22 protein-coding genes and 1 pseudogene are annotated in these 21,347 nt (G+C 26.9%); 1 reads left to right on the top strand and 22 read right to left on the bottom strand.

From position 1 onward, the window contains the following. Window positions 1-14: 14 nt before the first annotated feature. A complete protein-coding gene (locus Q2306_RS02335; RefSeq protein WP_323847691.1) occupies window positions 15-1,679 on the top strand; it encodes a DUF2963 domain-containing protein in 1,665 nt (554 codons plus the stop codon). A 435-nt stretch (window positions 1,680-2,114) separates the two neighbouring features. Here Q2306_RS02335 and Q2306_RS02330 read toward each other — a convergent pair whose 3' ends face one another. From Q2306_RS02330 to uvrB, 22 genes and pseudogenes are all read right to left on the bottom strand, one after another. Then, window positions 2,115-2,408, bottom strand: a complete 294-nt coding sequence (locus tag Q2306_RS02330; RefSeq protein WP_323847690.1) for a hypothetical protein — start codon at window positions 2,406-2,408, stop codon at window positions 2,115-2,117. Between the two features lie 19 nt (window positions 2,409-2,427). Next, window positions 2,428-3,753 (bottom strand): toprim domain-containing protein, encoded by a 1,326-nt coding sequence (locus tag Q2306_RS02325; RefSeq protein WP_323847689.1) that lies wholly within the window; start codon window positions 3,751-3,753, stop codon window positions 2,428-2,430. A 23-nt stretch (window positions 3,754-3,776) separates the two neighbouring features. Further along, a complete protein-coding gene (locus Q2306_RS02320; protein ID WP_323847688.1) occupies window positions 3,777-5,267 on the bottom strand; it encodes a DnaB-like helicase C-terminal domain-containing protein in 1,491 nt (496 codons plus the stop codon). Between the two features lie 18 nt (window positions 5,268-5,285). Further along, window positions 5,286-5,891, bottom strand: a complete 606-nt coding sequence (locus Q2306_RS02315) for a hypothetical protein (RefSeq protein WP_323847687.1) — start codon at window positions 5,889-5,891, stop codon at window positions 5,286-5,288. Between the two features lie 195 nt (window positions 5,892-6,086). Then, window positions 6,087-6,692 carry a dTMP kinase gene (gene tmk / locus Q2306_RS02310; RefSeq protein WP_323847686.1) on the bottom strand — a complete coding sequence of 202 codons (606 nt, stop codon included), beginning with the start codon at window positions 6,690-6,692 and terminating at the stop codon, window positions 6,087-6,089. A gap of 66 nt (window positions 6,693-6,758) precedes the next feature. Continuing rightward, on the bottom strand, window positions 6,759-7,391 hold the full coding sequence (locus Q2306_RS02305) for a YqaJ viral recombinase family protein (protein ID WP_323847685.1): 633 nt from the start codon (window positions 7,389-7,391) through the stop codon (window positions 6,759-6,761). 492 nt (window positions 7,392-7,883) lie between these two features. Next, window positions 7,884-9,431, bottom strand: coding sequence for a hypothetical protein (locus tag Q2306_RS02300; RefSeq protein WP_323847684.1), 1,548 nt, complete (start codon window positions 9,429-9,431; stop codon window positions 7,884-7,886). Between the two features lie 170 nt (window positions 9,432-9,601). Then, complete coding sequence (locus tag Q2306_RS02295) at window positions 9,602-10,165, bottom strand: SVM family protein (RefSeq protein ID WP_323847683.1); 564 nt, start codon at window positions 10,163-10,165, stop codon at window positions 9,602-9,604. 190 nt (window positions 10,166-10,355) lie between these two features. Next, window positions 10,356-10,760 carry an SVM family protein gene (locus tag Q2306_RS02290; protein ID WP_323847682.1) on the bottom strand — a complete coding sequence of 135 codons (405 nt, stop codon included), beginning with the start codon at window positions 10,758-10,760 and terminating at the stop codon, window positions 10,356-10,358. A 21-nt stretch (window positions 10,761-10,781) separates the two neighbouring features. Then, window positions 10,782-11,636, bottom strand: a complete 855-nt coding sequence (locus Q2306_RS02285; RefSeq protein ID WP_323847681.1) for a DNA double-strand break repair rad50 ATPase — start codon at window positions 11,634-11,636, stop codon at window positions 10,782-10,784. A 2-nt stretch (window positions 11,637-11,638) separates the two neighbouring features. Further along, window positions 11,639-12,943: an AAA family ATPase gene (locus tag Q2306_RS02280; RefSeq protein ID WP_323847680.1), complete on the bottom strand. Its 1,305-nt coding sequence runs from the start codon at window positions 12,941-12,943 to the stop codon at window positions 11,639-11,641. 59 nt (window positions 12,944-13,002) lie between these two features. Next, a complete protein-coding gene (locus tag Q2306_RS02275; RefSeq protein ID WP_323847679.1) occupies window positions 13,003-13,605 on the bottom strand; it encodes a hypothetical protein in 603 nt (200 codons plus the stop codon). Then, window positions 13,605-13,880, bottom strand: coding sequence for a hypothetical protein (locus tag Q2306_RS02270; protein WP_323847678.1), 276 nt, complete (start codon window positions 13,878-13,880; stop codon window positions 13,605-13,607). The genes Q2306_RS02275 and Q2306_RS02270 overlap by 1 nt, the downstream gene beginning before the upstream one ends. 35 nt (window positions 13,881-13,915) lie before the next feature. Then, window positions 13,916-14,206, bottom strand: a complete 291-nt coding sequence (locus Q2306_RS02265) for an HU family DNA-binding protein (protein ID WP_323847677.1) — start codon at window positions 14,204-14,206, stop codon at window positions 13,916-13,918. Between the two features lie 279 nt (window positions 14,207-14,485). Then, on the bottom strand, window positions 14,486-14,824 hold the full coding sequence (locus Q2306_RS02260) for a single-stranded DNA-binding protein (RefSeq protein ID WP_323847676.1): 339 nt from the start codon (window positions 14,822-14,824) through the stop codon (window positions 14,486-14,488). Window positions 14,825-15,098: 274 nt separating this feature from the next. Then, the gene (locus Q2306_RS02255; protein WP_323847675.1) at window positions 15,099-15,698 is read right to left on the bottom strand and encodes a sigma-70 family RNA polymerase sigma factor; all 600 of its coding nucleotides are present in this window, start codon (window positions 15,696-15,698) and stop codon (window positions 15,099-15,101) included. Between the two features lie 139 nt (window positions 15,699-15,837). After that, window positions 15,838-16,053: pseudogene (locus Q2306_RS02250) on the bottom strand (pseudouridine synthase); the annotation flags it as partial. A 15-nt stretch (window positions 16,054-16,068) separates the two neighbouring features. Further along, entirely contained in the window at window positions 16,069-16,404 is a 336-nt protein-coding gene (gene trxA / locus Q2306_RS02245) for a thioredoxin (RefSeq protein WP_323847953.1), read from the bottom strand. 61 nt (window positions 16,405-16,465) lie between these two features. Continuing rightward, entirely contained in the window at window positions 16,466-17,404 is a 939-nt protein-coding gene (locus Q2306_RS02240) for an HD domain-containing protein (RefSeq protein WP_323847674.1), read from the bottom strand. A 46-nt stretch (window positions 17,405-17,450) separates the two neighbouring features. Beyond that, the gene (locus tag Q2306_RS02235) at window positions 17,451-18,329 is read right to left on the bottom strand and encodes a CCA tRNA nucleotidyltransferase (RefSeq protein WP_323847673.1); all 879 of its coding nucleotides are present in this window, start codon (window positions 18,327-18,329) and stop codon (window positions 17,451-17,453) included. Window positions 18,330-18,361: 32 nt separating this feature from the next. Then, a complete protein-coding gene (locus Q2306_RS02230) occupies window positions 18,362-19,243 on the bottom strand; it encodes a DegV family protein (protein ID WP_323847672.1) in 882 nt (293 codons plus the stop codon). 114 nt (window positions 19,244-19,357) lie between these two features. Next, window positions 19,358-21,331 carry an excinuclease ABC subunit UvrB gene (gene uvrB / locus Q2306_RS02225; RefSeq protein WP_323847671.1) on the bottom strand — a complete coding sequence of 658 codons (1,974 nt, stop codon included), beginning with the start codon at window positions 21,329-21,331 and terminating at the stop codon, window positions 19,358-19,360. Between the last annotated feature and the right edge of the window lie 16 nt (window positions 21,332-21,347).

Raw genomic sequence — 21,347 nt, 5'->3', positions numbered from 1 at the left:
AAGGACGACCAAACATGTCAAATAAAAAAGTTCAATCAGTAGAAACTATTTCAACTCAAAAAATGATTTCTATTTTTTTATCATTATTATTTATTTTAATATCTTGTGTTGCTTATGTCTGTTTCGCAATGACTAAAGATAATAAAAAAGTAACTTATGATAACACAAAAAAAATAACATCGTTGGAGAATCGAAATATTACAAACGAAAATAAATTATTCTCATTAGAGCGACAAATTAGCAATTTACGAACAGAGTTATCAAATAGCGGTCGTTCAAAAACACTAGATGGTGTTTCTGCTAAAACAGACGAAAAACAAACAACTTTTGCACCTACTGACTCAACTAATTTTTTATCATTCGACAAATTAATCGGATTTAAATCTGAAATAGTTGCCGCTGAAGGGTTCATCGATTATTTAAGAAACCCTTCTAACTATAAAGGTATTGGTGATGTTGAATGTCCATTTGGTATCTTAATGTACGGAACAGCTGGTACAGGTAAAACAACTTTAGCAAGAAGTATAGCTAAAGAAACGGGTTTACCATTTTTCGAAGTAGCCAGTTCTACCTTCAGTCAAAAATACAAAGGCGTAGCTATCGAACTAGTTCAAGACCTATTTAAAGAAGCAAGAAAAGCAGCTGAAAACAACGGTAAAGGTGCCATCATCTTCTTAGACGAATGTGAAACTATTTTTGCTGATTTAATAACAATTGAAAATGGTTCAGAAATCGCCAATGTTGTCAACCAATTTAAAACTGAAATGACATCATCTAAAAACAAACTAAAACATCCAATTTTTGTTATCGGTGCAACAAACCATTATAGTAAAATTGATGAAGCTATTAAATCACGATTTACTTACAACATCGAAGTTAAAACAGGAAATTTCGAAGAAAGAAAAAAATTTCTAGAATTCATGATGCAAAAACGTCAAAACCCATTTTCTCTAGAATCCAAACAATATCTATTAGAAACAATTAATAAAAAATTAGACGATTTTAAAGGCGAAAAAGACTTTTTAAAAGCTAATCGAACTTTAGAAAACTTATTAAAATCAACAGTTTCTATCTTTGCAAGAAATCGTAACAAAATTAACCAACAAATAAGAGATCAAATCAATATTGATGATTTAAAAGAAGCTTTTAAATTAAATATTAGTCAAGATCCAAAAGATTTACCAGTACAAGAAAATGTGGAATATGTACTAGACTCCAAAACAAATCGACTTCAACAAAAATCAGTTAAAAACGAAACCAATCAAGTTATCAAAAGTATTTATTACAATACAAAAGACGATAACCAAACTATCAAATATATCTCTGAATTCGACTCCCAAACAGGAAAACAAATCAAAAGAACCGAATATCGCTCCGACGGCAAAACCGTTTGGTATATCTCCGAATTCGACCCCCAAACAAGTAAAGAAAACAAAAAAATTATCTACATCCCCGACAGCAAAACCATCAATTGCATCATCAATTACAACCCCCAAACAGGTAAAGAAATTCAAAAAACTTATTTCGCTTCCGACGGCAAAACCATTAGCTACATCATAGATTACGAACCTCAAATAGGAACACGAATAAAACAAACCCAATACAAAACTGATGGCAAAACCATCAATTGCATCATCAATTACGACCCTCAAACAGGTAAAGAAATCAAAGGAACATAGTTTGAAGAAGATTGCAAAATAATCGAATAAATAAAAAATTTTGATTTAAAAATTGATAAATAGGTTAAAAAATTTTAACATCTTTCAAAACACGATGGGTGAAAAAGACTCCTAATTAACACCATCCTGGCACCAAAAAAAAGGTCTAATTAACTCCATCCTAATAAACTGGGGTGTTGGATAATAGCGTACAAGTTATTTTCTCGGCCCCCTAAACGAAAGAATAGAAGGTTACAGCAGAGAAAAGAAGCTAGTTGAGGGGAAATTACTACCTGACAAATGATCTTACAAGAACAAAGAATCATATAGAAAAGCTTGAAAAAAGTGCGCTGTTTCCTTTTTTAGACAACTTTTGTCTCTAAAATTGTTTTTTAAGACTAAAAAATAAGTTGATAATTCAATATCTTTTCAAACCAACAAAGCATTTTGATTAGATTAAAAAGTGTCTATGTAATTAATTAATTGTTCTATTTCATTATTATTTAAATTAAATTTCTTGGAACCTAATTTAAATATTTTTTCTTGTAAAAGAAAAAATTGTTGTTTATATTTAAGAAATTCATCATAAACAAATTTACTATCTTTTGTGTTACAATAAACTTCTTGGAATAATAACAACGAAGATTCAAAAGAACTCTTTAAATCAGATAAATCTACTATTTTTAAAATAAAATTCCTCTTTTTAATATTTTTAGAATGATAAATGTCTAAAATTTTATTGTTTGTCATAATTCAAAACTCCTTTTCTTCAATTAATAATTTCTACTTTGTCTTGACCGAATAAATGAACAGCTAAATCAACGATAATTTTCTTTTGGACCTCTTCATATGATATATATGGATCTAAAAAACATTTTTGATAGGCTTCTTTTCCAAATTGACGCAATAAATCATCAACATCTTTACAAGTTTTATCATATGGCGGTAAAATGCGTCTAATTTCGTATTTAATATCGGCTTCTTTTAGTTGTAATCCTAATGATTCGCTACGTTTTTGACCTGTTTGGTCATTATCTAAGGCGATAATGACTTTGATATTTTCTTTTTTGAGAATGGCTATTTGTGCTTGGGAAAGTAATTGGGTGACACAAATTAACCCAACTACGTTTTTAATGTTTTTTTGCCAACAACTAATGACATCAAAAAAACCTTCGTGTATAATACTGATTTTGGTTTGTTTGATGTATGGTAAAGCTTCCCAAAAACGATAACTGAAATGAAAAGTAGGCGTTTGGCTGAAATTATTAATTGATTGGTATTTAGGTTGAAAATAAGAAACTTCGCGAAAGTTATTTTGATAAAAATGAAAGGTTTTATGATAACCGTTTTCAATGGGAATAATGATGGAACCATGAAAAGTATCGTGATAATATTTTTTATTTTGTTGATTGCTTTTTTCTTTGATAAAACCATATTCAATTAATTTTGTGGTATCAATATTTTGCTTTTGACAATAATTGACTAAACGGAAAGATAAAGTTTTATCAGATAATGGAGCATAACCTAGTTTAAATTCTTTAACGGTTGCGAGAGTTAATTGGCGTTTTTGAGTTAAATATGTTAAGCCTAGGTGAGATTCGTTGTTGCGGTTAGAAATTAATAAATAATGATAATAATCTCTGATTTTATTGAATAAAGGTGATATTTCTTTAAATAATTGTGTTTTTTTAATATTAATTTCTTTTTCATTGATGGGGTTGGCGATTTTTTTGGGGTGATATTGATATTTGAAGGGGTTGGTTAGTGAATTAGGAGTTGCTTTTTGTTGCTCGATTAATGTTTTAAATTCTTGGGTTTTCATAAAGTTTAATATTCTTTGAATGGCTTCGTTAAAAGTTTTAATGCCTCTTATTTCCCTATAAACATCAATAATATCAAAATCTTTACAACATTTCCAACAATGAATTTTGTTATCTAAAGTTAAATGACAACAAGTAGGATTTTGACCTTGGTGGATGGGACAAGGAAAACGGTATTTAGTGTTGAAGTTGGATGGGATGATATTTAATTTTTTTAATAAAACCGACATAGGGAAATTAATTTGAATGTTTTTTATTTTTTCTTGATAATTCATTTATTTTACTCCTAATTTTTTGTTTAATAATAAGTTTCCATTTGATAAGGCAAAACGTAACCTATTTCTTGGAAAGTTTGGGTAGCCATTTCAAAGTGATAAATTAAGGTTTTTTTGGTGCCACTTCTATTTTTTTTGATACATAATTCGATTATTTTTTGATTTTCATTGTTATTAGCTTCTAAATATAGTTGATTTAAGACCGAATTATATATATTTATGGGCTTTTCTTTGTCTTTGGATAGTTTAGGTTGGAATTCAGCCATTATTAAGACAATATCGGAGTTGGTTTCAATGCCACCACTTCCTTTTAAAGCGGTTATTTCTGGTGATTTACTTTTATAGTTATTATAAGTATCTCTGGAAAATTGTGATAATATGATAATAACGATATTTAATTCTATGGCGATTTCTTTCAGTTTCGTCATAATTTCGTCGATAGCTAAACGGTCATTTTCTAAGTAGTTAGTAGCTTTTGTTATTTGAAGGTGATCTAAGACCACAATTTCAACTTTTTCTTCTAAATGAAGACGATATAATAAGTCAATAATATAGCTTATCGTCTTCTCTTTGTTATAACTAAAAGATAAATTGATATTAGTAAATAATTCTTTAGCTTTTTCCATCCTCTCTGTGTAAGTTTGCGTGGTTATTGTTTCAAAGTCTTTAGTTGTAATGACATCTAGGGGGATTTTGCTTTGATGGGCCAAGAGGCGATTTAGGTTTTCCTCCATTGTCATTTCTAAAGAAAAAACAAGCATATGAGGATAATGTTGGTTTTCATGAAACTTAGTTTTTGATAAATCTAATAAAAGATTATAAACAAAAGAAGTTTTACCAAGGCCAGTATACCCGCCAATAGTGATGATTTGGCCTTTTTTGAATCCTTTAGTTGCTTGATTTAAACCGCGAAAAGTTTCAGATAAACGGTAATATTCTTCCCTTATTTTTTGTTTGGCTTGGTTGTCGGTGTCAAAAAACTCAGGATGTAGGACAACCATTTGGTTTAAATGAAAGAGGGTTTTATCGTTTTGGTGAGGGATGGAAGAGATAAAGTTTCTTAATTTATCAAAAATTTCTTGGTAATATAAATTTTTAGTATAAGGATCTTGGTTTTCATATGTGGGACTGATGATTTTAATTAATTGTTGAAATAGTTTTTCTTGGGTGTAGGTATGTTTTAGGTTTTCTAAAAGATGAGTATTATTTTGGTTCTTTAAATCGTCATTTAAATAATTTAAAGAACTTAAAGTAAAGTTATCTTGTGGGAAATTAGTTTGTAAATATGTTAATAACTCTTTGATAATGGTTGGTTTTGTAGTGGGGTTATTCCACGGATGAGTGGTTTGTTTTTCTAAAAATAAATATTTTAAAGCAGTAAATATTTTTTTATTGTGGGAGTCAAGTAAAGTTTTAGGGTTGATTATTTGGCAGTAAAGATTTAACTTTTCCCATTGACCTTGTTCGATATAATTTATTAATTGTTGTAAGGCTTTTTGTTCGTTGGTTAACATTAGCCATTAACTCCTTTTTTATTTTTTAATAATGTTGATATTAGCAAAAGGGATAAATTCATTAGTCAGTAAGTTTTGGAAGAAATGGTTAGCGGAAGAGGCAAATAAGTTAATTACTTGGTTAATGCCTTGGACTTTGCCTTGCTTGATTTTATGGTTGAGTCTTTGAATTTCGGGTTCGTTATTGGTTAATAAATAATATTCAAAGCGCGTGTCGAGTTTTTTGAGTTGTTGCCCTTCGATCATGGCTTGTTTATAACGGTCACGGAGGCAAGTTTTGAAATTAAAAGCCATGATTCTTTTCTTTTGCGTGAATAAAACTAAATCAAATTTATTGTCGGGAATAAAAAATAAAGAGGCTTGAGGATATAAATGCGTGATGCCTTGGTTTTGAAAATATAATAAAATGAGGCATTCATTGATTTTACCGCGGATTACTTTTTGGCTTTGTGAATTGATATTATTTTGGTTGAAATAATGGTTTAATTTTTGGTGATTAATTATCATATATTCATTGATGGAAAATTTTAAGGTCATTTTGTTAAAAAGACATTTTAAGATTTCCACAGTTTGAGTATTAGTATTAAATTGTTGAATATTTATAAAATCTTGGTTCGTTAACATTGGATATTTCCTTTCTAAATAAAAAAAACCTTAAATTAAGGTTTTTTGTTGGTTTTGGTATTTTTAAAAATTCTTTTGGTTTTCCAAGTAATGGCGCCATTTTTTCTAATGGTTTTGATTTTGCCATTGGAAAAATAGATATAAGTGTTGTCGTTTTGGCATGTTTTTTTAATGATGATCGCCATTTGATAATGCTCATATTTGTTTCATGATTTGTTTTTGATGGGTTAATATTGTATTATCTTTTGTTGATTTTAAGATTAATTTATAACCGAGGTTTTTTCTTTGGAGGAATTTTTGATATCCTTGACTTACTTGGTGAAAGTATGATAAAGGATGAGTTTCGATGATATCTAATTTATGGTCTTTTTGGTTTTGTTTTCGTGCTAAACCTAATTGAGGTTCTACTTGTAAATAAACAGTTAGGTTGGGTTTAAGGAAATTTTTACTTAATTGATTAAACATTTGATAGTTTTTATCAATGTGATGCGGATAAGCTTGATAGGCGAAATTAGAGCCTAACCAACGATCGATTAAAATAATCTTGTTAGTGTTTAAATATGGTTTAATCATTTCTGCTTGGATTTGCAACATATTAACAAAACTCAATAAATAGCGAGTTAATGGTTTTAATTGGGCATTGGTTAAAAAGATATCACGAACTTTTTGACCGATAGAGGCACTGCCTAACCCTTGTAAAGTGATTACTTCTTGGTTTTGTTTTTCTAATTCTCTTCTAATTCTTTCAATTAAAGTTGTTTTCCCGCTACCGTCTAGGCCTTCAAAAACGATTAATTTCATATTTTATTCTCCTTTAGTACTAATTTTTGGTATAAAAAAAAGACCTTACAATTGAAGGTCTAATGATTATTTAAATCTAGTTAATTGTTTTAAATAAGTTGTTTGTTGTAATTCTTGTTTAGTGTTTTGTAGCAATGTTAAATATTTTTTACCATCTTGAATCATTTTATTAATGAAATTATTGTCTTGGTAAATACGAACTACATGATAATCATTATCATTGAAAAAAACTAGAAAATAGGCAAATTGAGCTTGAGAACAATAAAGTTGACATTGGACTTGGGCCCAGTAGTTTAAGGGGGCTTCTTGGTTTGCTAAAAAGCCGTTCCAAGATGTGGAGATGTTGTTGTTTTCATCTCTATAAGGGCATTTGATTTCTAAGAGGGTGTTGGTTTTAGCATTATAACCATCTAAAGAAGCGGAAAACATTTGGACTTGGTCATCAGTAAAGATAGTATCAGGATAATTTAATTGAGTGGTTTTTTCAAAAAAAGTTCTGGCGATAGGTTCCATTTTGTTACCATGTTCGGTGTATTTGTTGCTTGTGAAAGTAGTGCCAAAGATTTTATCATGAACTAATTGTTCTAAAGAACGGAATTTGTCGTTACCAGTGATGCTGCCGATTTCAGAAGCGTTGATGAATTGTTTTCTATGTTGGTACCATAATCGAGTGCGTTGAGCTAAGTTTTTAATTTCCATCTTTATTTTCCTTTCTTAAAAAATGAGATGAGATATTTAAAGAAATAATAAATAAATTTAATAATATAATATAAAGTTTTAAAAAGAAAATCAATTAAACATAAGAGATGAGGTAAAAATAATAAAAGAATTGTTAATAAAACTAAATTAAGCCATTGGTTTTGATAAGTTATGTAATGGGCACTGATCTTATTAAGACCATTATTTAATTTTGTTAACCAAGGATTAATTAGGTTCCACATGATGATTGTTTAGTAGTGGTTAGATATTGATAGAACCGAACTACTATTCCTTTTTTTAATCTTTGGATGCTTAATTGATAAGTAAAGAGATAGAATTTGATGCAAAAATAAATTAAATAAATCGGGATAAGGAAAATCATATAGATGATATTATTTATTAAAAATGAGGGGATTTTTTTGATGAACATATTTAATTAGTTCCTTTCTTGTTTGTTTCGTTTAAATGAAAAAAGAACCTTGAAAGGTTCTTTTAAGATCTTGGAAAAGGCGGTGGGGTTGGAGGTTTTGTTGTATCGAAATAATCTCCAAAATAAACACTCATCAAGAAACCATCATCTGATACACCAACAAGAATATCATTGAAATACCAATCATCAAACAACCAACCTTTTTTATATTCATAATAAATATAAGAGCGGCAAATTTCACCATTGATTAATCTTCCGTAAAGTTTTACATATCCATCGCCATTAGAATAAATAGTTGTATTATTTCTTCCTAATATTTCTCTAACTTTAAAAGCACTATATTTACCTGGTTTGAAATAACATTGGTTTTTCCACACTTGTAGTTTTCGGTCGTATTCTTGATAGGCTTCCAAAAAAGCCTTTTTTTGATAGCGGTCTTGACAGGTAATGTGATATATTTTGTCTTCGGTTTCGAAAAAGTTTGTTATTTTAGAAAAAATAAATGTTTCATTAGTTGCTGGAACAAGTTTACCACCTCTTAGATAATCTTCATAACGTGTATATTCTTCTTTTTTCTCTTCTTTATATTCGCCAACGTATTCAAATAAATTGTTATCTCTTTTCCAATCGCGGATGGCTTCGTAGGGGTTAACGGAGTCTGGGAGATTAATGTGGATTGCTCTTTTTTGAGTGTTGAAAACAAAAAGATAGATGTTTTTGGCGCCGTTGGAAAGTTTTAAGAGATCTTCAATGGTTCCTGGGAGTTGGTTGAGTTCTTGCTTGTAGGTGTTTATTCTTTCTTCGTATTTTTTGATTTGTTCGTTTATGAGTTGTTTCAAATTATCAACTTCAATTTCTTTTAATAGTTGTTTTCTCCGTTGTTGAATTTTTTGAAAAGTTTTTATTAAACGCTTTAAATGTTGTTTTTCTGGTGATTCACTCATAATCCGAATACCATCATCGAAATAAATGGCGTCAATTTTAACATCATTTAGATTTTCTTGGGGTAAAGGAACAACCAAACCAGCGTTAGGGGTGGTGTTGTAACAACCTAATTTGATGAGTTTGGGTTCTTTGATGTTGTTGTTGTTGATTAAATATTGATTAATTATTTCTTCTTTGTTTTGACCGACGAAGATATTAGAGACTATTAATTGTATATTAGGGTTATCTTCGTTAGGTTTTTGTTTGACATCCCAAAAGATAAAGGCTTCTTCAATGGCGATTTCATATTTGAGGAGGCCTTCGAGGGAGTATTGGTAATCTGTAGCTGGATATGAACTTTTAAAAGGATTTGGACGAGATTTAAAGTAGACACCTAAAAGGCCTTGAGGAGGGTTTTTGAGGTACCAATAGAGGTTGTTTTGTTTGAAGGCGTTGTAAGAAGGGGTGGGAAAGGCGCTTGTGCAAGTGACATCATAATATTTTAAAATGTTAGGGATGTCGTCTTTTTCTAGGATGTTGATGTCATATCTTTTTAATTTGGGTTGGGTGTTTAACCATTCTTGTTGGAGGGTTTCATAGTCTATTAATTTTATTTTGGATTTGGTTTTTTGGTCAAAATAGTTATGGGCGTAGATTGGGTTATGAGGTAATATAAAGATTAACAAAAAAGAAATAGTTAATAAAAGAACTTTTTTAGGGATTTTGTTTGATTCATGTTTAATTTTCCTCCTTGATATTGAGTTTATGGCCTTACCAATTGAGAGAGTTGTGGTTTGGGTAAAAGAAAAAGACCCATGGAAGGGTCTTTGGTTTTTTATAGATAATTTTAATTATTTTAACGTCTTGGATTGTTTTGATTATTGGATTGATTTTGGTTGTTTTGTATTTGTTGTATTATAATATTGATTTGGTTTTGATTTTGATCTATTCTTGATTGGATATCTCTTAATATATTTATTTGCGATTCAGAAGCATAAAGTGGAGTATTATTTATTGCTGTCATCATTGAATTTTCTAATAATAAACTTTCTCTTTCAAGTTGAATTCTTGTTACATTTAAATCTAAATTTCTTATCATTTGTTGTTGTGTGTTTAATAATCTTTGTTGATAATTTACTATTTGTTCGTGTATTTGTTTATGATTGTTTAAAAGATTTGATATTTCTAACTCTGAAGCGCGATTAAAAAAAGCATTTATAATTTGATTAACTGAATTTCTTTGCAATAACATTAAATTTTGAAAATCTTCTATATTATTGATGTTTTCGTTATTTGGGTTTGATGATGATGGATTATTATTCATCGCCATAATTTGATGATTGTTAAAAATAAATAACAAACCTATAAAAGTAATTAAACAAAGATAAATTGTTTTAAATTGGTTTTTTAATTTATTCATTAATTAAATCTCCTTTTATTTTTTATTTAAAAAAGAATTTTTTTAAAATATAAAAAACAAATAAAGTAAAACAACTTCCTAATATAAATTCAGATATAAATATTATAGTACTATTCATAATTAATTTTTATTTACTTCGTAATTGAAAGTTTTAATTGTTTTAAATAAATATATATATAAAAATTTATTATTAATTATTTTTCCAAAAAATATACATATTTTTCGAACCGTTACCCATTTGTTTTAGTTCTTCTAAAGTATACTGGTTATCTTCGTCAGATCTTGTTGCAAAGCCATCAAAATAAACTCCTAATAAATTAGTAGGAGGATTTTTAATTTGCCACATAACGCTAGCTTCTGCTAAATTTGCATTATAGCATGGTTTTTCTTGTTTAAAATCAAAATATTTTTGAAATGAAGGATTTTTTTTAAGAAGTTCCAAACTTGATATATTGCAATTAACAATTCTCATATCTCTTACGAATTCTTCATTAGGTGCAGCCATTAATGAATTATTTACAAAAATAAATAATATTCCTAGAAAAGCAATTAAACAAAGATAAATTGGTTTAAAATGTTTTTTTAATTTAATCATTAATTAAATCTCCTTTTCTTTTTATCCCTCGGATGGGGTTATTTCGTAGAGGGAGTTAATATTTTCTAAAGGATCTCCATATATATTTCTTGAAATATCATTATCATAGTCACGTTGTAATGAATCTCTTAGTTTTGTGGCATCTGATAACATATTGTTTAACCCTTCAATTTCGTTTTCTAATAATTTTATTTGAGTTTTGATTTCATTTATTTGTTGAACTAAGGCGATTTTTTCATCATAAAGGATATCTAATTTGGTGCGTAATTTTTGTTTTTCGGTTAAATCAGTAGCTTCTTCGATTTGTTTTTCCGTTAGTTTTGTTTCTTTTTCTTTGTTAGCTAATGCTTCTTCTTTTTGTTTTAATTGTTCTTTTAAGATATTGATGTTATTTTCGGTTGCTTGTTTTTGAGTTTTAATATCGTTAATCTTTGTTTCTGTTTGGTTTATTAGTTCTTTGATTTTTTCTTTTTGTTCTTGGGTTGCTTCTTGGGTTTCATAGAGTGTTTTTAATTCGGCTTCTACTTTGGTTAATTCTTGTTCCCAATTGTCTTTTAATCCTTGGTAATTATTAATGACTTCATCATATTTATCAATGGCTTTGTCAATTTCGTTGACCAATTGGTCTACATATTTATTGGATGGTTCTTTAGGTTTATGAAAGAAACATAAATAAATAAAACCTAAAAGACCCATGAAAATTAAAAAGTAAGTTAAATAGCCTTTCCAGTTTGTTGTGCGCGGGGTTGGTTGATTATTGAAAAGTTTGTTTTTGAAGTAAAGGAAAATACCAAAGATAGTTGAAACCATCAAAAACCAAGCGAAATAAGACTTAAAGGTTAGATAAGTTTTAATTAGGTCTAAAGGCGATAACATAATTATACACCTCCTTTCTCTTTGTTTTGTTGTTCGATAGTGTTTAAAATGGTATCATTTGGGAAAATAATCATTTTATAAGCTTGTTTTAAATCTTCTTGATTAATTTCGTTTCTTCTTGTTTCGCCTTTACCACGGTTTTTAGCGAAGATAGTGACTGTTGTTTTTAAAAGATTTTCTAAAGTACGGTTGGCTTTTTTAAATTGATGATTAACTGGTAATCTTTCTAAAGCTTCATTAATCACTTCGTATAAGTATTGTTTAGCTTCTTCACTGTAAGGGTTTTTTCTTTTGTTAATTAAGAATTCTAAAAATTGTTTTCTTTCTTCTTTGTTGCCTGGTTTCACTTCGATATTGTAAGTAAATCTAGATTTGATAGCTTCATCTATGTTATTGATGTGATTAGTGGCGCCAATAATAAAGATTGGTTTATCAGGATTATTTTCAAATGATGTCATTTCCGTTTTAAATTGGTTAACGACATTGGCAATTTCTAAACCAACTTCTAAGACGCTTAAATCAGCAAAGATTGTTTCACATTCATCTAAGAAAATAATAGCGCCTTTATTTTTAGCTGCTTCTTCACGTGCTGTCATAAATAAATCTTTTACCAGTTGAGGGGCGATACCTTTGAATTTTTGCGAAAAGATAGAACTTGACACTTCAAAGAAAGGGAGATTAGTTTCTTTGGCTAAGGCTCTCGCTAAGATTGTTTTCCCCGTTCCTGGGATCCCATACATTAAGATGCCTAAAGGGGAATCAACCTCACCAATATTATTGTAGTTGTCTTTATTGTTAAGATAATCAATAAATCCTTCGACTGCTTTTAATTCTTCTTTAAAACCAATTAATTGGTTGAAATTAGGGAATTTTTGGTTGTTAGAAGGATTAAATAATGGTTCTTCAGTTGTTTTTTGTTGTTGCGCGATAGTGTTTATTGCTTCTAGTTCGGGAGTTAGTTTGTTTTCGATTTCGTTAAGTTTATTTGTTTGGGTTATTTGTTGTTCTTTGATTTGATAAATATTAGTTTTATGAGTTTTTAGTTCGTTTTGTAATTCATTATTTTGATTAGTAATTTGGTTTTGAATTTCAGTTTTTGTTTGTTGTAGTTGGTCTTTGGTTTCTTGGATGATTTTCTTTTGTGTTTCTAATCTTTTATGATGGGTTATAAGTTGTATTTCAGCTTCTATTAAAGTTTGATGATGAATCCAAAAATAAGTTCCTAAACATAAAATAAATGATATTATGATGCATATTATTAATTTAGTGAAATTAAAAGTTTTATTTGATTTAGTTTTAATAATCATATTATTTCCTTTTTAAAGAAAAAAGACTAAGGAAATTTCTTAGTCTTTTAATTTTTTTATTATGCTAATTGAGAGATTTTGTTTTCAATAGTTTGAATGCCGCCACCATAGGCTTTACCTTGAGAATCTACTAACTCATAATCAACAATTAATTCTAATTGAGGATTTTTAGTGTTAATCATTTCTTTTTGTTCCAGATTTATTTGGATGTTAAGCATTCCTAAATCGTTTTCGTTTAATATCATTTGTGGACGTTTAGTGTCATCATAATCATGGTTGTTAACTTTTAAACCAAGATTAAAATATGCTTCTGGATGAGTAAAAGTTTGATGAGTATCATATTTAGGTGTTATTTTCAAGTATAAAGGGATGGCAATCTCCATTCCGTTAGAGTTAAGAGTTGCTTCATGGTCGATAGTTATTAAGTGATTATATTTTTGTTGGTTTAAGTTTGGAATAGGGATTGGTAAAAGGGTTTTATCTTCATTATTGCCACCTACTCTTTCTACGTTGAATAGAGGAATATCTGTCATTAAGTGAATTTTTTCTTTTCTTTGTTTAGTGAAAAAATTAGTTAAAGCGTAAATAGACCAAGTAGTGAAAAAGATAACAATGATAGATGTGATAATAATTAATATTTTATTTTTATTTTGGGTTTTCATTATTTTTGGCCTCCTATAGATTTGATTAATTCAAGACAGTTGTTAATGCCTGTTGTGAACCAAGGAATTTTATTGTCGTAATATAAAACATTAATATATAAGATAAAATGACAAATAATTGTTAAATAAGCAAGTGTTTTTAACCAATGGGACTTATTTTTTTTCGGAATATAAATTGTTTCTTCTTTCATTGGCTCTATTTTTGTTAAATTTTCTTTATTTGCATTTTTTTTATTAGTGTTTGATTTAGTTTTTTTCTTAATTATTTTTTTCATATTTTAATTTCTCCTTTTTTAATTAGTTATTTTTATTATTCCAGTTTTAAATCTTTAACTTTATCTTTGATGGTTTGAGATAATTTGAAAGTCACGACTGTTTTGGCTGGGATTTTGATTTTTTTACCTGTTTGGGGGTTTCGTCCCATGTGGGCTTTTCGAGTTTTTAAGATAAACCTACCGATTGAAAGTGATAAGATTACTTCTTCATTAGAAGTAATTGATTCTATTAAAGTGTTTTCTAAGTTTTTATAAAATGCTTCGGTTTGAGTGATAGAAGTTTGGTTAACTTCGGCGAGTTTTTTAATTAATTCTTTTTTAGTCATTTTTTTTCTCCTTTTTGTTTTTGGTTGTTTTCTTTTTTGGTTTTAATTTACTGCGGTCTTTGAAGTAAGTACCGCGGTAGATTTCGGTCATGGCGTCGCTCATATGATTTTCTCCTTTGTTGGTTTATTTAAAAAAATTAAGATATTTAATACAATATGTTTTTTTATTTTAAAATAAAAATAACGGTGCAAAAAGATACCGTTATTATAGAAATAGAACCTCCCCAGAGGTTCTATTCTTTTATCTCCTTGATAAGGAGGATATAATAATATGTTGTTTTAAAATGGTAAATTATCAGCTTGATTTGTGGATTTATTGTCTAAAAAAATGACATTGTTAATGATTACTTTTGTTGTTGTTTTATTTTGACCTTCGTTATTGGTGTATTTTTGAATAGATAATGCTCCTTCTAGATAAATTTTAGAACCTTTATGAAGGTATTTATGCATATTTTCCGCTTGGGTTCTAAATACTAGACAAGGAATGAATTGAACTTTATCCTTGTTGTTAATTGCTAAATTAAAATCAATTTTTGGAATTTGTTCGTTGTTACTATTAATGTATTGTTTTTCGAGGTCATGAGTGATACGACCAATTAATTGGACTTTGTTTAACATAAAATTTATCTCCTTGGATTTATATTTTTTTTAATATTAATAATTGATTAAGTTTTAGTTTTGACGAATTTTAAAACTAATTTCATTTTTGCTTGGAATTTTATATTTCGTTAATGCCAAAACTTATTTTTTTCAATAGTTTAAAGACTTATTGAGATCAAAAAAGGGGGGCAATTTAATAATTAGTGATTAATAATATGAGGCAAAGATAATAAAAACCAACAATGCAAGAAAAATATTAAAAAATATAAAATCATTTCTAGTTTCATATAATTTATTTTTTCAATTTATGGATCGCTTTATTTTTAAGAGTTTTTATTTGGTTTAAAGATAAATTAAGTTTTTGAGCTATTGCTTGATTAGAATAACTAGGTTGATAATCTTCATTAATATTTCCTAAAGGAATGCCAAAACTTAATATAATTACATTAAATTCGTTTTGACTTAATTTGGTTTTTAGTTTTTTAAGCAGTAATTCATGGTTTATTTGTTTCAACCACAATTGATGAGGATTAGGAATTTGATAATGCCAAACGTGTTTTTCTTCTTGAAAAGAAGTGTTATTGGCTTTATGAGTTTTTTGTGGGATCGGAGGGGAGTGACTTTTTCTTATTATTTCATTTATTTCTGATTTGATAGTTGGAGTGGCATAAGCGATAAAGTCATATCCTAAATCTTGGTAATTATTTAAAGCTTTGATTAATCCTAAGATTCCTTCTTGATATAAATCCTCTCTAGTTAATAAACGCGGATAATATTTAAAACTGTTTGCTATCTTATTTACTAAAGATAAATGAAGTTCGATTAATTGATTACGAATTTCTAAATTCTTTTTATTTTTTAAAAATGCTTTAAATAATTCTTGTCTTGTCATTTGATTCCTTTCTAAAAACGTTTTTAGAAAAGATATGAAAATTATTTTAGTCTTTGAAAAGAAAAAGACTAATGATTAAGTCATTAGTCTTAAAGAATTTTTAAAAAGTAAAAAGTTGTCTAAAGTTTTGGAACACCTCAAATACAGCACTTCCTTTATATGTTTTATCTAAGTGTTCGAATAAAAAAGCTAATTTTGTAGCTTTATTTATTAAAATAATTAAAAGACCTTCTGCTAAAGGATCTAAAATACCTGTATGCCCTACTTTATGAAGATTTAATTTTGTTTTTATTAAAAAAACAGCTTTCTGTGAAGATATATTTTTTGTTTTATTAATTAAAAAGAAACCGTTGATCAAATTTTTATTTTTTTATTCAACAAAAGATTTTAATTCTTCTTTTGAACAATAACCTATTTTTCTTTTGGTTTCTTCTCCGTTTTGGAATAATATTAGAGTAGGAAAACTTTTAATGTTATATTCTTTGATATATTCACGATGCAAGTCAACATCAATTTTTATTATTTCTATATCAGGGTTTTCTTGAGCAAAAATATTTAAAATAGGTATTAATTTTTGACAAGGGCCGCACCAAGAAGCATAAAAATCAATTAAAACTTTTTTTCTTTCGTTAATTAAATTTTTGAAATCTATATTTTTATTATTATTAGACATGTTATCGGCGAAACCTTTCTTTTGGTTTTGTATTTTGTCTTACATATTTTTATATTTTTATTAAAAATAATAAATTATGGCAAAATATTTAAAATTATAAATCTGGTTTATAAAAAGGCTGACCTTTTATTATAGCTAAATTGTCAGTAAATTTCCCTTTTGGAGTTTTGTTTAATGCTTCGTTTAAAGTATTTAATTTAGCATCCAAATCATCTAAATACCATAATAAAAGGGCTTCGCTTATTTGAGGTTCTTTGAAAGCTCCATATTTTAAGAAACCATGATGCGAAATTAACAAATGTTTTAAAAGTAAAATTTCTTCTTTGTCTTGTATACCTAATAAACAAGCTTCTTCGTGAATATTGTTAACTCCTAAAATTAAATGCCCTAATAAAGTTCCTTGTTTATTATAATTTTTAGTTATAAAATCAAATTCTGTTATTTTAGCCATGTCATGCAGAATAATTCCACATTGTAACAAACATTTGTTTAAGAAAGGATATAATTCAAGATAATGCTTTGATATCTGCAACATAGTAAGAGTATGATGACTTAAACCTCCATAATAAGCATGATGCATTTTACACGCAGCTGGAGAAATTAAAAACTTTGTTTTATTTTTAGAATATAGATTTTTTGTTATTTTTTTTAAAATAGGATTTTGAATATCAGATAAAAAATTAGTAATTTTTTGATCCATGATATTAAAAGGAATATTTGAACATTTAAAAAAATGGTTATAATAATTATAAATTTGTTCTAAATTTAAAACATTTTCGATTAGAGAATATTTAAGGCATATTAAAATGTTTTTATTATTGTTAGTTTGTTGATATTCTGTTTCGAAAACATAAATTTTTTCTCTTTGAGGTATCTCAAAAGAAGAATCTATTTTAATATTTACGTTGAAATTATCTATTAATGTAAGATCAATGTTACAAAAATTTTCCCCTTTGTTAATACTAGTTATTTTACCCGTAAAAGAAATTTTATCTTTTATTTTTTTATTTTTTAAAAATAAGTTTTGATTCATATTATGTTACCTTTTTTATAAGAATATAATAACGTTAATTGATGAATTAATTATCTTTTTTGATAAGATGTTCATATAAAGATAATATTTTTTGAAATTTTGTTTTTTCTTTTTTATTAAATTGAAAAGATTTTATTATTTTAGGATCTAAAATCAATGATAATTCTATAAATAATTCAGGAGTTATTTTTGTCCAATTTGCTTCTATTGTAAAAAGAATGCTGTTTTTAAATTCTTTTAAAAAAGAAATAGCATTAGTTTGTTTTAAAGATAAAAAAGCTTTTTGGTAAAATTTTTGTTTTGTTATTTTTTTTATTTCTTTCAGAATATCTTGAGATTTTATTTTATGGATTAAAGAAATATTATTGATTACACTTTTTTTAGTTTCTTTTTCTATATCAAAATTAGTTTTAGCTTGAAGAGTAAAAAGGCGCATTATTCTTAAAGCGTCTTCTTTTAATTTTGTTTCAGGGTTACCAATAGTTTTAATTTGTTTTTGATGTAAATCATGGTAAGCATTTATATAATCAATGATTTTACCATTTTCATCCATTAAAAAACTATTAATAGTGAAATCACGTCTTTTTAAATCTTCCTTAACATCTGTAATAAATTGAACGAAATTAGGGTTTCTATAATCTAAATAAGGACCTTCTTTTCTATAAGTAGTTATTTCAAATTTTTCTTTTTCAAAAATAATTTGAAAAACGCCATATTTAATATTTTTTTTTTTACAAATTAAAAAATTTTTAATTTCTTCATAACGACCATTAGTAATTATGTCGATATCATTTATAGACGTATTTAAAATTATATCTCTTACAGCTCCACCTACAATAAAAGCTTCAAACCCCCTTTTTTTTATTTCTTTTAATATTTTTTTTGCTTTTTGGATTTTCATTATTTCTGGATTATTTAATTTCATTTCCAAAATACCTTTTTTTAATCAATTTTTAATCAAGATTTTAAAATAATAATTCCGACCCCTAAAACATTATTTCCTACATGAGCCCCAATAGTAGGTGTTGCAGGAATGTCTAAAATGTTATTTAAATTAAGTTCTTTTTCTAAACATGTTTTAAATTTTGTTTTCAAACGAGGATTACCAGTACTTAAAATATGAATTACAAATTTTTTGTTTTCTGTATATTGTTTTATTTTATCTACTATATAAGCAAAAGATCTATCAATAGTGAATTTTTTACCAATTAAAACAATTTCTCCGTTTTCATTTACTTGTAAGATAGGATGAATTCTTAATAATCTCCCAAAAAAACCTTTTGTTTTTGTTAATCTGCCGTTATTAATTAATTGTTTTAAAGAATTAACCACAAAAAAAATAGTATTATTTTTTTTTAAGAAATTTAAATGTTCAATAACTTCTGTTAAAGCACAACCTTGTTCTAAAAGGCGTTTTGCTTCTAAAGCGAAATAACCTTCCGAAAAACAAACAGTATTTGTGTTATAAGGGATAATTTCGATTTTATCATGCAATTGTTTTTTTGCTTGACAAATAACATTATAACTTCCACTTAATTTTTTAGAAATAGTTGTAACAAAAACTTTTTTATAACCTTGTTTAGCTAAATTTTCAAAATAATCAAGTAATTCTCCGAGAGAAGGTTGTGATGTTTTAATATTTAAATTATTATTTTCATTCATCATATTGTAAAATTCATCAACTTTTATATTTTTACCATCAATGTATTCTTTATTATTTATATAAATTTTGATTCTAATTAAATCAATACTTATATTTTTATCAGGATAATAATCTAAACAACTAGTAGATGTTGAAATCACTTTGATATTTTGGTTTGTTTTATTTATTTTATTCATTCGAAAACCTTTAATATTAAGAATTTTATTTAAAAAAAATTTTTTTATAAATATTTATTTTTCATGATAACTATATCAAATTTTTTTTAATTTATTTGAATAATTAAATATTTTTTATATTTTGTCATCTTTTTTATTTTCTTGTTTTATAATTAAATTTCTATAAAAAGCAGCTTTTTCAAAATCTAATTTTTTAGCAGCTCTTTTCATTAATTTTTGAAGTTGCTTTAAACTATAATCGGATTTATAATTTTGATTAGAAGATAAAAAAGATTCTATATTTTCATGTTTTTCTTTATTAATATCTGTTGTTTGTAATGCGTTTTTATTAATCATAGTTGGTGTAAGATTATGAACTAAATTATAATTTTCTTGTATTTGACGTCGACGTTGAGTTTCTTTGATAGCTATTTCCATAGCACTTGTCATTTCGTCTCCATACATAATAACTTGTCCTTGAATATTTCTGGCTGCTCTCCCAATAGTTTGAATTAAACTTTTTTCACTTCTTAAAAACCCAGGTTTATCAGCGTCAAGAATAGCTATTAAAGATACTTCTGGCAAGTCTAAACCTTCTCTTAATAAATTAACTCCTATTAAACAATCATAAATCCCTTGTCTGAGTTTTTTTAAAATAATCATTCTTTCTAAAGATTTAATCTTGCTGTGTAAATAAGCTACTTTAATGCCTATTTTTTTGAGATAATTTGATAATTCTTCACTCATATTTATTGTTATAGTTGTTACTAAAATTCTTTCATTTTTTGCTATTCTTTTTTTGATTTCGAAATATAAATCTTCAATTTGATTTTTAGTAGGTCTTATTTCTATTTTGGGATCTAAAATAAAAGTAGGTCTAATAATTTGTTCTATAACAGGAATATTTTTATTTAGTTCATAATCCCCTGGAGTTGCTGATAAATAAATTACTTTATCTAATTTTTGTTCAAATTCTGAAAAGACTAATGGTCTATTATCTAAGGCACTAGGTAAACGAAAACCATAATTTATTAAATTTTGTTTGCGAGAAAAATCTCCTGCATACATTCCTTTAATCTGAGGAACAGTAACATGAGATTCATCGATAATAGTTAAAAAATTGTTACCAAAATAATCAATTAAAGTTGTAGGTGGTTCTTTTTCGTTTTTGAGAGATAAATGACGAGAATAATTTTCGATACCATTGCAATAACCTATTTCTTTTAACATTTCGATATCATTTGTTATTCTTCTTTCTATATTTTGCATTTCGATTAATTTATTTTGTTCTTTAAAATATTTAATACGTTCTATTAATTCTGTTTCAATTCTTTTAATAGATTCTTTTAATTTTGTTTTATTAGCCATATAAAGGGCGGCAGGATAAACGATAATATCATTTAAATCATCGATGATACGACCTGTTAAAATATTAAAAATTTGTATTTGTTCTATCATGTTATCATCAAATATAAGTCGAATACCTTTTTGGTTTTCTGAAGATAAAATAATTTCTAAAGTGTCTCCTCTAATTCTAAAAGTGCCTCTACCCAAATCTGAATCATTTCTTTTAAATTGCATTTCTATTAATTGTTTTGAAATTTCTTTTAAAAAGTATTTTTTATTTTTTTCTAAACAAAGAATACAATGTTTATAATCATTTATATCTCCAACACCATAAATACAAGACACAGAAGAGATAACAATAATATTTTGGCCATAAATTAAAGAATTAATAGTTCTATTACGTAATTGATCTATTTCAGCGTTAATTTTAGAAGTTTTTTCGATATAAGTATCATTAGATACTACATAAGCTTCTGGTTGATAATAATCATAATAAGAAATGAAATATTCTACTTTGTTTTCAGGAAACATTTCTTTTATTTCGTTATATAATTGCCCTGCTAATGTTTTATTATGAGCAATAATTAAGGTATTTTGATTTAATTTTTGAATTATATTAGCTATTGTAAAAGTTTTGCCTGTTCCGGTGGCGCCTAAAATAATTTGTTCTTTAATATTTTGTTGAAAATTAGTTAATAATTCTTTGATAGCTTTAGGTTGATCTCCACTGGGTTTATATAAAGTTTTTATTTTGAATGACATAATAATTTCAACCTTA

This window comes from Phytoplasma sp., assembly GCF_035187685.1.
Taxonomy (GTDB): Bacteria; Bacillota_I; Bacilli_A; order Acholeplasmatales; family Acholeplasmataceae; genus Phytoplasma.
The sequence above is the reverse complement of the archived record's forward strand: the minus strand, read 5'-3'. Positions and strand labels throughout refer to the sequence as shown.

Coding starts and splice junctions, on each gene's coding strand:
- Q2306_RS02240 (WP_323847674.1), bottom strand. CDS start 17,404: ATGAATCAAAACTTATTTTTAAAAAATAAAAAAATAAAAGATAAAATT.
- tmk (WP_323847686.1), bottom strand. CDS start 6,692: ATGAAATTAATCGTTTTTGAAGGCCTAGACGGTAGCGGGAAAACAACT.
- Q2306_RS02320 (WP_323847688.1), bottom strand. CDS start 5,267: ATGTTAACCAACGAACAAAAAGCCTTACAACAATTAATAAATTATATC.
- Q2306_RS02335 (WP_323847691.1), top strand. CDS start 15: ATGTCAAATAAAAAAGTTCAATCAGTAGAAACTATTTCAACTCAAAAA.
- Q2306_RS02285 (WP_323847681.1), bottom strand. CDS start 11,636: ATGTTATCGCCTTTAGACCTAATTAAAACTTATCTAACCTTTAAGTCT.
- Q2306_RS02230 (WP_323847672.1), bottom strand. CDS start 19,243: ATGAATAAAATAAATAAAACAAACCAAAATATCAAAGTGATTTCAACA.
- Q2306_RS02235 (WP_323847673.1), bottom strand. CDS start 18,329: ATGAAATTAAATAATCCAGAAATAATGAAAATCCAAAAAGCAAAAAAA.
- Q2306_RS02255 (WP_323847675.1), bottom strand. CDS start 15,698: ATGACAAGACAAGAATTATTTAAAGCATTTTTAAAAAATAAAAAGAAT.
- Q2306_RS02295 (WP_323847683.1), bottom strand. CDS start 10,165: ATGAATAAATTAAAAAACCAATTTAAAACAATTTATCTTTGTTTAATT.
- Q2306_RS02330 (WP_323847690.1), bottom strand. CDS start 2,408: ATGACAAACAATAAAATTTTAGACATTTATCATTCTAAAAATATTAAA.
- Q2306_RS02280 (WP_323847680.1), bottom strand. CDS start 12,943: ATGATTATTAAAACTAAATCAAATAAAACTTTTAATTTCACTAAATTA.
- Q2306_RS02305 (WP_323847685.1), bottom strand. CDS start 7,391: ATGGAAATTAAAAACTTAGCTCAACGCACTCGATTATGGTACCAACAT.
- Q2306_RS02325 (WP_323847689.1), bottom strand. CDS start 3,753: ATGAATTATCAAGAAAAAATAAAAAACATTCAAATTAATTTCCCTATG.
- Q2306_RS02260 (WP_323847676.1), bottom strand. CDS start 14,824: ATGTTAAACAAAGTCCAATTAATTGGTCGTATCACTCATGACCTCGAA.
- Q2306_RS02265 (WP_323847677.1), bottom strand. CDS start 14,206: ATGACTAAAAAAGAATTAATTAAAAAACTCGCCGAAGTTAACCAAACT.
- Q2306_RS02270 (WP_323847678.1), bottom strand. CDS start 13,880: ATGAAAAAAATAATTAAGAAAAAAACTAAATCAAACACTAATAAAAAA.
- Q2306_RS02315 (WP_323847687.1), bottom strand. CDS start 5,891: ATGTTAACGAACCAAGATTTTATAAATATTCAACAATTTAATACTAAT.
- Q2306_RS02290 (WP_323847682.1), bottom strand. CDS start 10,760: ATGATTAAATTAAAAAAACATTTTAAACCAATTTATCTTTGTTTAATT.
- Q2306_RS02275 (WP_323847679.1), bottom strand. CDS start 13,605: ATGAAAACCCAAAATAAAAATAAAATATTAATTATTATCACATCTATC.
- uvrB (WP_323847671.1), bottom strand. CDS start 21,331: ATGTCATTCAAAATAAAAACTTTATATAAACCCAGTGGAGATCAACCT.